Below are 13,152 nucleotides of genomic sequence, written 5' to 3'. Positions count from 1 at the left end.
AGACAATTCGCAGGCTCCGTTGACGCTTTGGTAACCTGAATTAAGTCAAAATAAAGCAGATCGTGACGAAGACGCCGCTCGCTCCGACAGGGCGCTGAATCGCAAGAACCGGCAGGAAATCCATGTTTGTAAAAAGTATCGTATCCGCTCTCGCACTCGTTCTCATCACGGCCGGAGCTGCAGGAGCACAGCAGACTGCTGCTGCGCCGACACGCATCCAGCAATTCCAGGCCTGGGGCGCCTATTCCTATAAGCAGGGCACCGGCAATGTTTGCTATGTGCTGTCCGTGCCGACCGAAAAGAAGCCGGCTGGCATTGACCACGGCGACAACTTCTTCATCGTCTCGCAGCGTCCTGGCCAGAACATCTCCTATGAGCCGCAAGCGATGATGGGCTACACGGTCAAGGACGGTTCGAAGATCGAAGTCGTCATCGACAACAAGACCTTCGTCATGTTCACCAAGGATAAAGCCGGCTGGGTCGAGAACGCGGCGCAGGAACCTGCGCTTGTGGCAGCCATGAAGGGCGGCAAGTCGATGACGGTCAATGCGACGTCTCGCCGAGGCACTGCCACATCCTACAGCTACTCGCTCTCCGGTATCTCCGCTTCGCTGAAGCAGATCGAAGCCTGCAAGTAAGCCACCTTGCTCTGTCTTGAAGTTCAAGGGCCGGCCTTGCGCCGGCCTTTGGCGTTTCCATCTATAGTGACGCGCGGCGAAAATGATGATAAAGCCGCGCGCAACTGCGGAAAGATCGCGGCATATGCTGCTGCTCCGTCATTCAATTTTCTGCCAACTGCCGATGCCGCCCGCCAAGTCTTCCGGCTTACCGGGATGAGCGCAGTTTGATTTCGGGATAAGAGACCATGTCCGTCATGGATGCCGTGACCATCACCAAGCCTGCCGGGCAGCCGCGCACAGAGCTTTCGCCGAAGCCCTCGCTGATAGGCTTGAGCCGCGAGGAAATGGGTAATGCTCTTCGCGAGAGGGGCGTTGCCGACAAACAGGTGAAGATGCGCGTCAGCCAGCTCTGGAACTGGATTTATGTGCGCGGCATCTCCGATTTCGACCAGATGGTGAATATCGCCAAGGACATGCGAGAGATGCTGAAGCAGCATTTCACCATTGCGCGCCCGGAGATTGTCGAAGAGCAGGTTTCCAATGACGGCACCCGCAAGTGGCTGCTGCGCTTTCCGCCGCGCGGCGCCGGCCGTCCCGTCGAAGTTGAAACCGTCTATATCCCGGAAGAAGGTCGTGGCACGCTCTGCATCTCCAGCCAGGTCGGCTGTTCCCTGACCTGTTCCTTCTGCCATACCGGTACGCAGCGGCTGGTGCGTAACCTGACAGCGGAAGAAATCCTCTCGCAGCTCCTGCTTGCCCGCGACCGGCTTGGCGATTTCCCGGACCGCGATATTCCCGTCGGCGCCATGGTACCGTCGGAAGGCCGCAAGGTCAGCAACATCGTCATGATGGGAATGGGCGAGCCGCTCTACAATTTCGATGCGGTCAAGCAGGCACTGCTGATCGCCACGGATGGCGACGGGCTTTCGCTGTCGAAGCGCCGCGTCACGCTTTCCACCTCCGGCGTCGTGCCCGAGATTTTCCGCACTGGAGACGAGATCGGCGTCATGCTGGCGATCTCGCTGCATGCCGTGCGCGACGACCTGCGCGACATTCTCGTACCGATCAACAAGAAGTATCCGCTGAAGGAGCTGATCGAGGCCTGCCGGGCCTATCCAGGGCTTTCGAATGCACGCCGCATCACCTTCGAATATGTAATGCTGAAGGACGTCAACGACAGTTTGGAAGATGCCAAGGGGCTGATCCAGCTCCTGAAAGGCGTGCCTGCCAAGATCAACCTGATCCCGTTCAATCCCTGGCCGGGCACGAACTACCAGTGCTCTGACTGGGCGCAGATCGAGAAGTTTGCCGATTTCATCAATTCGGCAGGTTACGCCTCGCCAATCCGTACGCCGCGCGGCCGCGACATTCTCGCCGCTTGCGGCCAGCTGAAATCGGAATCCGAGCGCATGCGCAAGACCGAACGCCTGGCATTCGAGGCGATGATGATCGCCAATCACGGCGTGGACGACTGATCAGCAAGTTTGATCCTTGCAGCAGTTCTTTGCGATTGATTGCGGCGCGGGGTTTTCCTAGAACCCCCTCATTATCGATGGAGGACTCTCATGCGTTTGATCTCGCTCGCCGTCGCGGCGGTTCTTGCCCTTACCTTGCCTGCCAAGGCTGACGGCGTCACGGTCGCTGTGACGGCCATCGTCGAGCACCCGGCGCTCGATGCCGTGCGCAAGGGCGTCCAGGATACGCTTGCCGCGGCAGGCTATAAGGAAGGTGAGAATCTCACGTTCCTCTTTGAATCCGCACAGGGAAATCCTGCCACCGCAGCGCAGATCGCCCGCCAGTTCGCAGGCGAGGATCCGAACGTCATCGTGCCGATCTCCACGCCGTCGGCGCAGGCTGTGGTTTCCGCGACCCGCGACATTCCAGTGGTCTTCACTGCCGTTTCCGATCCGCTCGGCGCCCAGCTCGTCAAGGATATGGACAAGCCCGGCGGCAACGTCACCGGCCTTTCCGATATGTCGCCGGTTGCCGAACATGTTGCGCTGATCAAGGAGATCCTGCCTGCCGCCAAGACGATCGGTTACCTTTACAATTCCGGGGAAGCCAATTCCGTCTCGTTGCTTGCGGCCCTGAAGGCTGAGGCGGAGAAGGCCGGTATGGGCGTTGTTGAGTCCGCAGCGACGAAGTCTGCGGAAGTCCAGGGTGCTGCGCGCGCGCTGGTCGGCCGTGCCGATGCGATCTACGTCCCGACCGACAACACGATCATCTCGGCGTTGGAGGGTGCCGTAGCCGTTGCCGAAGAAAGCAAGCTGCCGCTCTTTACGGCGGATACGGATTCCGTCTCACGCGGCTCGATCGCAGCGCTCGGTTTCAACTATTACGACGTTGGCAAGCAGACCGGCGATGTCGTGGTTCGTGTCCTGAAGGGCGAAAATCCGGGTGATATTCCGGTTAAGGTTGCCGCCGGCAGCGATCTCATCATCAACAGCGCCGCGGCTCAGAAGATGGGCGTTAAGCTACCGGAAAGCGTTCTCAAACGCGCCAATCGCGTCATCGAATAACCACCAGCTTTCGCCATTATCGATATTGCGCTCGGCCGCTCCTGTTTCTAAACGGGAGCGGCTGATGATATTCATGCCCTTACGATGGACGGGCAAAACGAAGAAAAGAGGGTCGACCGCCTTGAGTGAGATCGCATTTTGGGGTGCCGTGGAGCTTGGGCTTGTCTACGCCTTCGTTGCTCTTGGCGTTTATCTCGCCTTCCGCGTCCTCGATTTCCCCGATTTGACGGTGGATGGCTCCTTTCCCCTCGGCGCGGCGGTGACAGCGGTTCTGATCATTGCCGGCGTCAATCCTTGGCTGGCAGCGCTGGTTGCGATGATCGCCGGTGCTGCAGCCGGCGTCGTGACGGCGCTCCTCAATGTGCGCTTTCGGATTCTCAACCTGCTTGCCTCGATCCTCACCATGATTGCGCTCTTCTCGGTCAATCTGCGCGTCATGGGCAAACCCAATGTCGCGTTGATCAATGCCGATACGATGATCAGTCCGTTCTTCGGTCATGGCCTTCGCGACTTCTACGTCCGGCCGCTCTTTGTCGGCGTTCTCGTCGTCATCGCGTTGATCGTGGTCTGGCGGTTCCTCGAAAGCGATGCCGGGCTTGCGATGCGGGCAACGGGTGCAAATGCGCGGATGGCGCGGGCGCAGGGCGTCGACACCAGCAGACAGATCTACCTTGGCATGGCGATGTCGAATGCTCTCGTCGCGCTCGGCGGCGCGCTCTTTGCGCAGACGAACGGTTTTGCCGATGTGACGTCCGGCGTCGGTACCATCGTGGTCGGCCTTGCCGCCGTGATCATCGGTGAAACGCTGCTGGGCCGCCGCGGGTTGTTGATTGCGCTCATCGGCTGTGTCTTCGGCTCGATCATCTACCGCATAGCCATTCAACTGGCGCTTTCCACCGACATGATCGGTCTCCAGGCCTCGGACCTCAATTTCGTGACGGCGGTTCTCGTGACCATCGCGCTCATTCTTCCCCGACTTCGCCGCGGAGGAGCCCCATCATGATCAGCATTAAGGATATCAAGGTCGTTTTCGGGAAGGGCACGCCGCTGGAGAAGCGGGCGCTAAACGGCGTCAGCCTGGCCATCGAGCAGGGCTCCTTCGTGACCGTCATCGGCTCCAACGGTGCGGGCAAATCGACGCTGCTCGGCGTTCTCGCCGGCGACGTTCTGGCAAGCGAGGGGAAGGTGCTGATCGGCGATATCGACGTGACGCGCAAGCAGACGGCTGCGCGGGCGGGGCTTGTCGCACGCGTCTTCCAGGATCCGCTGACGGGAAGCTGCGGCTCCTTGTCGATAGAGGAGAATCTTGCTCTTGCCGCTCGGCGCGGCGAGCGGCGCGGATTGGTGGCGGCCCTCGGCTCCAAGCGCCGCGATCTTTTCCGCGACCGGATCAGCGAACTGAACCTCGGTCTCGAAAATCGTATGGCTGATCGCATGGATCTGCTTTCCGGCGGCCAGCGGCAGGCGGTTTCCCTGGTCATGGCGACGCTGGCAGGCTCGGAGGTCTTGCTGCTCGACGAACATACGGCCGCACTTGATCCAGGCATGGCGGAATTTGTCATGAGCCTCACGGACAAGATCGTCTCAGATCGCAAGCTGACCACGCTGATGGTGACCCATTCCATGCGCCAGGCGCTGGACTACGGACACCGCACGGTCATGCTGCATGGCGGCGAAATCGTGCTGGACGTCAGCGGCGACAGTCGCAAGGATCTGCAAGTCGAAGACCTGATCGCGATGTTCCGCAAGATGCGCGGACAGACGCTCGACGATGATGCACTGCTGATCGGCTGAGCGGGCGCGATCAGCGTGCCTGCGTGAGAAATATCTTTACGGCGAAGATCGAGAAGACCCCCGCGAAAGTGTAGTCCATTCCGCGCAGGATCTTCCTGTTCTTCTGCAGCCAGCCCGCAAGCCAGTCGGAAGCGAGAACCACAAGGGCGTTCACCGGCATGCCGATGAGGATGAAGAAAAAGCCGAGGAAGAGCAGCTTGTGCGTGACCGCCGGATCGCCCGCGCTTACGAATTGCGGCAGGAAGGTCATGAAGAAGATGATGACTTTCGGGTTCAGAAGATTGACCCAAAAGCCGACGGAAATATTGGAAAGCGGCGTGCCCTTGGCTTCGCTGACCTGCTCGACGGAAAGCTTCGAACCGAAACGGATCGCTTGAAGAGCCAGCCAAAGAAGATAGGCAGCACCTCCGGTTTTGAGGACCAGGAAGGCGGTCGGCGAGGCGGTGATCAGCGCCGAGATGCCGAAAGCAACCAGCATCGTATGAACGACGATGCCGAGGCTGGTGCCCAAGACGACGTAGAGTGCCGGCTTCTTGCCCTGAGACAGAGCGCGGCTGATCGAGAGCGTCATGTCCGGTCCGGGCGTGGCCGCAAGAAGCAGGCTGGCCGCGGAAAAGGCGAGAAGGGTCGCAATGCTCGGCAGGAAATCCATGGCACTCTCTGAAAGCTGATAAGAGTTCGTCTTTCTTATCCAAGTTTCAGAAAATTACCAATCAATCCTGATGATCCGCCTATCGCTTTTCTTCAAGGAAGGCCTTGAACCTGCCGGCATAATCCTTGTGCCAGCGCGAAAGCGGCGGGCGGTTTTCGATGATGTCGCCGATCGCCCAGGCCATGCGGCGCTCGTCAAGGGGGCGGGCGACGTCGTTGTCCGGGCAGAGGATATAGAAATCGCCGCGCTCCAGGCTTTCGATCATGAAATCGACGGTCTGTTCCGGTGTCCAGGCGGCCGCGGGCTTTTCGGTGCGGTCACCCTTTGTAAGGCCGGTGAAGACAAAGCCCGGGATCAGAAGGTGGGCAGATATCTTCGAGCCTTCGGTATTGCGCAGTTCGTGCTCGAGGGCTTCGGTGAAAACCTTCACGCCTGCTTTCGACACATTGTAGGCAGGATTGCCCGGAGGAGTCGTGATGCCCTGCTTGGAGCCGGTGTTGATGATGAGCCCGGGCTCGCCATGTGCCAGCATCTTTGCTCCGAAGACCCGCGTGCCATTGATGACGCCGAGGAGATTGACCCCGAGGATGCTGTCCCAGTTTGCCTGAGCGCTGAAGATCGAGGTTTCCGGACCGATGCCGGCGTTGTTCATCAGCACATGGACGCGGCCGAAGCGCTGAACGACAGCTTGTTCGAACGCCTCCAGCGAAGACTTGTCGGAAACGTCCGTCTCGACTGCCATCACACGCTCCTGGCCGGCAATGGCTTCGAGTTCGCCACGAGCCGTCGCCAGCCGGTCGCCATCGAGGTCGGCGATGACGACGCTCATACCTGCCTTGGCAAAGCGCTTTGCCGCCGCAAGGCCGATGCCGGATGCGCCGCCGGTGATCACCGCAACATTGGGCTTCTTGAGAATCTCCTGAATATTCGTCACGGGACCGGCCTCCTCAATCATTATTCGGACGCAGCCAGATATGGGTGCGCGTTTCGCGCTGTCAAACATCAAGCCTGCTCTGCCCCAAAAATCCTTGCCCTTGCGTCACGCGACAATCTCGCTAAAAGTGCCCGCGACACCGGGCTTTGCCGCCCATTATGCAACGGACCTCATCATCATGGCATCTAAGAAAGACGTGAAAAAAGTCGTGCTCGCCTATTCCGGCGGTCTCGATACCTCAATCATCCTGAAGTGGCTGCAGACCGAGCTCGGCGCCGAAGTCGTGACTTTCACGGCCGACCTTGGGCAGGGTGAAGAGCTCGAACCGGCGCGCAAGAAGGCCGAGATGCTCGGCATCAAGGAAATCTACGTCGAGGACGTGCGCGAAGAGTTCGTAAAGGACTTCGTCTTCCCGATGTTCCGCGCCAATGCTGTCTATGAGGGCGTCTATCTGCTTGGCACGTCGATCGCCCGACCGCTGATTTCCAAGCACCTGATCGATATCGCCCGCAAGACCGGCGCCGACGCGATCGCCCATGGCGCGACCGGCAAGGGCAACGACCAGGTCCGCTTCGAGCTTTCCGCCTACGCGCTGAACCCGGATATCAAGATCATCGCGCCGTGGCGCGACTGGGCGTTCAAGAGCCGCACCGAGCTGCTGGCATTTGCCGAACAGCACCAGATCCCGGTTGCCAAGGACAAGAAGGGTGAAGCGCCGTTCTCCGTCGACGCCAACCTGCTGCACTCGTCCTCCGAGGGCAAGGTTCTTGAGGATCCGGCGCAGGAAGCCCCGGAATACGTGCATATGCGCACGATCTCTCCGGAAACCGCGCCCGACAAGGCAACCGTCATCAAGGTCGGTTTCGAGAAGGGCGACGCAGTTTCGATCAACGGCGTTCGCATGAGCCCGGCGACACTGCTCGCCACGCTCAACAGCTATGGCCGTGACAACGGCATCGGCCGTCTGGACCTCGTCGAAAACCGTTTCGTCGGCATGAAGTCGCGCGGCGTCTATGAGACGCCCGGCGGCACGATCCTGCTTTCGGCGCATCGCGCGATCGAATCGATCACGCTCGACCGCGGTGCAGCACATCTCAAGGATGAGATGATGCCGCGTTACGCAGAGCTGATCTATTATGGCTTCTGGTTCTCGCCGGAGCGGGAAATGCTGCAGGCGCTGATCGACAAGAGCCAGGAGCATGTCGAAGGCGAAGTGACGCTGAAGCTCTACAAAGGCAATGTCATGGTCATTGGTCGCGAGAGCCCGAAGTCGCTTTATTCCGACAAGCTGGTCACCTTCGAGGACGACCAGGGTGCCTACGACCAGAAGGATGCGGCGGGCTTCATCAAGCTGAACGCACTGCGCCTGCGCACACTCGCCAAGCGCAACCTCAAGCGTTAAGCGTGTCACAATACGCTTGAAAAGAGGCCCGCACGGCCAAGCCGTGCGGGCCTCTTCTTTGGGGTGTTGCGACGCTTGACGGATTGCCGGGTTAGCATAGTCTGCGGCTTTGATCCTTCGGAGCTTTTGCCATGACGCAATCCCTGCTCGTCGGCGCCTTTCTGGCGGCTCTCTTTTATGTGCTCATTCCAGGCCCTGCGTTCCTTCAGCTTCTCGGCATCGGCGCCGGCCAGGGGCGAAAGGCTGGCGCCTTCTTCATGATGGGGCATCTTGTCGGTGATATTCTCTGGTCGGCGCTGGCGCTGGTTGCGATTGTCGGCGCGAGAACGATAGGCACCTTCGTCTTCGATCTGCTCGGATTGCTCTGCGGTTTCTATCTCGCTTGGATCGGCTGGAGCGCGGTAACGGCCAAGCCGAAAGGCGACGGGCAGGCCCTGGTGACGGTGAAGCGGCCCTTTCGCCGCGGGCTGATTTTCGGCGTGACCAATCCGAAAGGCTACCCGGTGGCGCTGGCGACCTTCACGGCACTGGTTGCCGGTTCGGCCGGTGCGCTCGATTTCGAGGCTTTGCCGCTGCTTCTCAGCGTATCCTTCCTAGGCTTCGTGACTGCCGATCTCATTCTTGTCGCCATTATAGGCGCAGGCGCCGTGCGGCGTTTCTACCGCGCGCATGAGCGGCTGATCGTCCGCTGCTCCGGCGTGCTCTTCATGGGATTTGCAGCCCAAGCTCTCTGGCACGCAACGCCCGGCCTGCTTGGATGGCGCAAGGCCTGACGGCGCCTACGCGTTCAGGAAATTCACGATCGATTTCAGCGTCTTTACGCTATCGGAATCGCCGATCGACATGGCGATCTGCAGCTGGTTTTCATAATAGTCGCGGAAATTGAATAGCGTGCCGTCGGTGATCCCGGTCAGATCGATGACATTGCCCTGCACATCGATGGCATGCATCGGCAACGGCTCGGAAATCGCCGCAAACGTGTCCTGGTCGATCCCGCCGTTGTCGTAGCTTTGGCGCGCATGGCTACGCAGCTCGCTCGGGCTCATGGCAGCGAAATCCGGCCCTTCGACACGATTGTCTTCGACCTTGAATATCGCTGAAGCTGCCGCTCCGGCGTCGATTCCAATATCTTCGGTCTTCGAACTTTTTGCGTTGTTCTGGCTGTTTTTAAAAAGCAAACTCTGAGAAGACCGCACAGAAAAAATTTCCATGGCGCATGTCCCCTTACGGAAAGAGTGGCTCGAAACTAGCGTCAGCGCGCGAGTCGCGTCAATCGTTAACGATTGGTTAATTTTTATGTATCAATTCTTGCCCGTCAAAACTTGCGAGGGCAAGCAAAAGCGAATCTCGCAAGCGGCATACCAATGCGGTGATGCCTTGCCTATATTGCCGTTTCCAGCCTCTGCATAAAGGACGTCAGCATGCCTTCCACACAAGAGTTCAATCCGGCGCTTGTCACCTGGAACGGGCTTCATGGCCTGCCTCGCTTCGAGGCGCTGAACGACGGTGATTTCGCCGCTGCCTTCGATGCCGCTCTCGCATCTCATGAAGTGGAGATCGACGCGATCGCCGGAAACGTGGAAGAGCCCACATTCGAGAATACGATCGTCGCCCTGGAGATTGCAGGCGACGAGCTTTCGCGTGTTTCGGCGCTGTTCTGGAACCGGGCGGGGGCCTACACGAACGATACAATCCAGGCACTGGAGCGCGATATATCGCCAAAAATGTCGCGCCACTATTCCAAGATCGGAATGAACGCTGCGCTTTTTGCACGTATCGATACGCTCTGGGAGGATAGGGAAAGTCTCGGACTGACACTTGAGCAGACACGTGTGCTGGAGCGTCACTGGAAGAGCTTTGTAAAATCCGGCGCCAAGCTGGCGAAGGCCGAGCAGGAGAAGCTTGCGGCAATCAACGAAAAGCTTGCAGGCTTGAGCACGCAGTTCGGACAGAACGTGCTGGCCGACGAAAAGAACTGGTCGCTGATCCTCTGCGAAGGACCCGAGCTCGCAGGCCTTCCGGATTTCCTGAAGGACGCCATGGCGTCGGCAGCGCGCGAGCGCGGCGAAGAGGGAAAGTTTGCGGTCACTCTGTCGCGCTCGATCATCGAACCGTTCCTGACCTTTTCCGAACGGCGCGATCTGCGCGAGCAGGCCTTCAAGGCATGGGTCGCACGCGGCGAGAACGGGGGCGAGACGGATAATCGCGGCATCATCCGCGAGACGCTGACCCTTCGCGGAGAAGTCGCGAAGCTTCTCGGATATGGCAATTTTGCGGAACTGAAGCTCGACAACACGATGGCAAAGACGCCAGCCGCGGTAAACCATCTGCTGCGCGCCGTCTGGGCAAGAGCCGTCAAACGGGCGCTTGATGAAGAGGCGGATATCGCAAGGCTGATCGCCGAGGACGGCAAGAACCATGAGGTCATGCCCTGGGATTGGCGCTACTATGCCGAAAAGATCAGGGCGCAGAGGTTCAATTTTTCCGAAGCCGAACTGAAGCCCTATCTGCAGCTCGAAAAAATCATCGATGCCTGCTTTGATGTCGCCGGCCGACTCTTCGGCATTCGTGCCGTCGAGAAGAAGGGGATTGCCGCCTATCACCCGGATGTGCGCGTCTTTGAAATTCGCGATAGCGAAGACAAGCTGGTTGCGCTTTTCCTGGGGGATTATTTTGCCCGCAGTTCCAAGCGCTCCGGCGCCTGGATGAGCGCGTTCCAATCCCAGCATAAACTCCCAATGAAGAATGGGCATCAGGGCGAACTGCCGATCATCTACAACGTGTGCAACTTCGCAAAACCGGCCGAGGGCAGGCCGGCACTGCTTTCGCTGGACGATGCGCGCACACTCTTCCACGAATTCGGCCATGCGCTGCATGGCATGCTTTCGAACGTGACCTATCCCACTGTGTCGGGCACGGCCGTTTCGCGCGACTTCGTGGAACTGCCATCTCAGCTTTACGAGCACTGGCTGACAGTTCCCGCAATTCTCAAGCAATATGCCGTGCATTTCGAAACCGGCGGACCTATGCCGCAGGAGCTGCTCGACAAGGTGCTTGCGGCCCGCACCTTCAATGCCGGGTTCAACACGGTCGAGTTCACCTCCTCGGCGATTGTCGATATGGAGTTTCACACGCGCGACGCTGTGGAAGACCCGATGGCGGTGCAAAATCAGGTGCTCGCCGAACTCGGGATGCCGAAGTCGCTCGTGATGCGCCATGCCTCGCCGCACTTCCAGCACATCTTCTCCGGCGGTTATTCGGCAGGCTACTATTCCTATATGTGGTCGGAAGTGCTCGATGCAGATGCTTTCGCCGCTTTCGAGGAAACCGGCGACGCCTTCAACAGTGAGATGGCGCAAAAGCTCAAGGACAACATCTATTCCAGCGGCGGCTCGATCGATCCGGAAGACGCCTATAAGGGATTCCGCGGCAAGTTGCCGAGCCCCGAGGCAATGCTCGTCAAGAAGGGTCTTGCAACATTCGAAGAGCTTTCGGGCAGCGACGCGTAAGGCGGTCCTTAACAAAATTGTCGCCGAAGTTTCGGAAAACCGTCATGTCATCTTCAAGAGACTGACATGACGGCCGCTCTAGGCTTGTTGCGAGAGATTCGATCCCGCTCTCGAAGCAAGCCGAATGAGCCATGGCATGAAACTGACGGACACGACGCGCCGCCGCTTCCTTTCCTCGATCGGCGCAGTCGGCGGCTTTGCGGCAGCCAGCCTCGTGATGCCATATTACGCGCGAGGATCTTCGAGCCGCCCCATCTTCACGTCAGGCGTTCAATCCGGTGATGTAGACGCAACGTCGGGCATGATATGGACGCGTGTCGACCGGCCATCGCGGCTCTTCGTCGAATATTCGACGAGCGACAAATTCGCGAATGCCGTCAGGTTGGCCCCGATCGACGTCACACCGGAGACCGATCTTGCGGGTAAGCTGCTGCTGCGGGATCTGCCGCCGGACCATGACATCTTCTACAGGTTTGTGGCCGCCGACCTGCAGGACGTCAACAGCGTCTCCGAACGAATTCACGGCCAGTTCCGCACCGCGCCTTCCAACAGGCGGACGATCCGCTTCGCATGGTCAGGCGATACGGCGGGGCAGGGATGGGGGATCGACGACGAGGGTATGCGTACCTATCAGACCATCGCCTATCACCGCCCCGATTTCATGATCCATTCCGGCGATACGATCTATGCCGACAATCCAATGCCGGACGAGATCCGGTTGCGTGACGGCGGACTCTGGAAGAACAGGATTGTCACCGCGGAGAAGCGCGACATCGCGCAAACGCTCGATCAGTTTCGCGGACAGTGGAAATACAATCTGCTCGACGAACATGTGAAGGAACTGAATGCAGTCTGTCCGGTCTTCTATCAATGGGACGACCACGAGGTTTTAAACAACTGGTCGCCTTCGACCGACCTTCGCGGCAATGATCGCTACAAGGAAAAGTCCGTTTTGACGCTGGCAACTCGGGCAAGCCGCGCCTTCCATGAGATGACGCCAATCCGCTACATTGCCGCCGCCCCAGGGCGCATCTACCGGAAAGTCTCATATGGTCCGCTGCTCGATATCTTCTTCGTCGATCTGCGATCCTATCGGGGGCCGAACGACCATGGCCTGGATCAGGTCCTGACGGCGAAGTCCAGCATCCTTGGCGAAGGGCAGGTCGCATGGCTGAAGCGCGAACTGGTGCGCTCGACGGCAACATGGAAGGTGATTGCCTGCGATATGCCGGTCGGAGTCGTCATCTGGGATGATTATGGAAAGCGGGAAGGCAGCGAGTCCTTCTCTAACGGCGACAATGGAGCGCCGCTCGGGCGAGAGTTGGAATTTGCTGATCTGCTGCGCTTCATCCGCGACGCGGCGATTTCGAACATCGTCTGGCTGACGGCTGACGTCCACTACACTGCGGCGCATTATTACAATCCGGCCAGGGCGAAATTCCGGGAGTTCTTGCCGTTCTGGGAATTCGTCTCCGGGCCGTTGCATTCCGGGACCTACGGAGCGCAGGAGCTCGACATGACCTTCGGCCCAGACGTGCGGTTCATCAAGGCCGCGCCTGGCGGTGCGGACTCCAACCTGCCACCGTCTGCTGGCCTTCAGTTCTTCGGACTGGTCGAAATCGACGGGCAGACCGAGCAGATGACCGTGCGGCTGATGGACAGAAACGATACCGAACTCTGGCGGACGGTCATCGACCCCCAACATACGGTCTAGGCCCACAT

12 protein-coding genes are annotated in these 13,152 nt (G+C 59.2%); 9 read left to right on the top strand and 3 right to left on the bottom strand.

The window, feature by feature from the left end:
* Nucleotides 1–122: 122 nt before the first annotated feature.
* The 5 genes from QA644_RS18160 (at nucleotide 123) to QA644_RS18140 (ending at nucleotide 4,933) form a co-directional block, all read left to right on the top strand.
* Nucleotides 123–638, top strand: a complete 516-nt coding sequence (locus tag QA644_RS18160) for an invasion associated locus B family protein (RefSeq protein ID WP_074069943.1) — start codon at nucleotides 123–125, stop codon at nucleotides 636–638.
* A gap of 227 nt (nucleotides 639–865) precedes the next feature.
* A complete protein-coding gene (rlmN, locus tag QA644_RS18155) occupies nucleotides 866–2,095 on the top strand; it encodes a 23S rRNA (adenine(2503)-C(2))-methyltransferase RlmN (RefSeq protein WP_074069942.1) in 1,230 nt (409 codons plus the stop codon).
* A 90-nt stretch (nucleotides 2,096–2,185) separates the two neighbouring features.
* Entirely contained in the window at nucleotides 2,186–3,139 is a 954-nt protein-coding gene (locus QA644_RS18150; RefSeq protein ID WP_194728393.1) for an ABC transporter substrate-binding protein, read from the top strand.
* A gap of 121 nt (nucleotides 3,140–3,260) precedes the next feature.
* Nucleotides 3,261–4,142, top strand: a complete 882-nt coding sequence (locus tag QA644_RS18145) for an ABC transporter permease (RefSeq protein WP_074070462.1) — start codon at nucleotides 3,261–3,263, stop codon at nucleotides 4,140–4,142.
* Nucleotides 4,139–4,933 (top strand): ABC transporter ATP-binding protein, encoded by a 795-nt coding sequence (locus tag QA644_RS18140; RefSeq protein ID WP_194728392.1) that lies wholly within the window; start codon nucleotides 4,139–4,141, stop codon nucleotides 4,931–4,933. Before QA644_RS18145 ends, QA644_RS18140 begins: the two co-directional genes overlap by 4 nt.
* Nucleotides 4,934–4,943: 10 nt before the next feature.
* Here the strand turns inward: QA644_RS18140 and QA644_RS18135 are convergent, their stop codons facing one another.
* On the bottom strand, nucleotides 4,944–5,585 hold the full coding sequence (locus QA644_RS18135; protein ID WP_074069939.1) for a LysE family translocator: 642 nt from the start codon (nucleotides 5,583–5,585) through the stop codon (nucleotides 4,944–4,946).
* Nucleotides 5,586–5,664: 79 nt separating this feature from the next.
* Nucleotides 5,665–6,519: an SDR family NAD(P)-dependent oxidoreductase gene (locus QA644_RS18130; RefSeq protein WP_283069857.1), complete on the bottom strand. Its 855-nt coding sequence runs from the start codon at nucleotides 6,517–6,519 to the stop codon at nucleotides 5,665–5,667.
* A gap of 178 nt (nucleotides 6,520–6,697) precedes the next feature.
* Between QA644_RS18130 and QA644_RS18125 the strand changes: the two genes are divergently transcribed.
* Nucleotides 6,698–7,921: an argininosuccinate synthase gene (locus QA644_RS18125; protein ID WP_283069856.1), complete on the top strand. Its 1,224-nt coding sequence runs from the start codon at nucleotides 6,698–6,700 to the stop codon at nucleotides 7,919–7,921.
* A 131-nt stretch (nucleotides 7,922–8,052) separates the two neighbouring features.
* Nucleotides 8,053–8,694: a LysE family translocator gene (locus QA644_RS18120; RefSeq protein WP_194728391.1), complete on the top strand. Its 642-nt coding sequence runs from the start codon at nucleotides 8,053–8,055 to the stop codon at nucleotides 8,692–8,694.
* 6 nt (nucleotides 8,695–8,700) lie between these two features.
* Here QA644_RS18120 and QA644_RS18115 read toward each other — a convergent pair whose 3' ends face one another.
* Nucleotides 8,701–9,132, bottom strand: a complete 432-nt coding sequence (locus tag QA644_RS18115; protein WP_074069937.1) for a hypothetical protein — start codon at nucleotides 9,130–9,132, stop codon at nucleotides 8,701–8,703.
* Between the two features lie 210 nt (nucleotides 9,133–9,342).
* Between QA644_RS18115 and QA644_RS18110 the strand changes: the two genes are divergently transcribed.
* Nucleotides 9,343–11,430: a M3 family metallopeptidase gene (locus QA644_RS18110; RefSeq protein WP_283069854.1), complete on the top strand. Its 2,088-nt coding sequence runs from the start codon at nucleotides 9,343–9,345 to the stop codon at nucleotides 11,428–11,430.
* Nucleotides 11,431–11,566: 136 nt separating this feature from the next.
* On the top strand, nucleotides 11,567–13,144 hold the full coding sequence (locus QA644_RS18105) for an alkaline phosphatase D family protein (RefSeq protein WP_283069852.1): 1,578 nt from the start codon (nucleotides 11,567–11,569) through the stop codon (nucleotides 13,142–13,144).
* Nucleotides 13,145–13,152: the final 8 nt, after the last annotated feature.

This window comes from Rhizobium sp. CC1099, from assembly GCF_029714385.1.
GTDB lineage: Bacteria > Pseudomonadota > Alphaproteobacteria > Rhizobiales > Rhizobiaceae > Rhizobium.
Note: the sequence above shows the minus strand (reverse complement) of the source record. Positions and strands in the feature narration are given on the sequence as shown.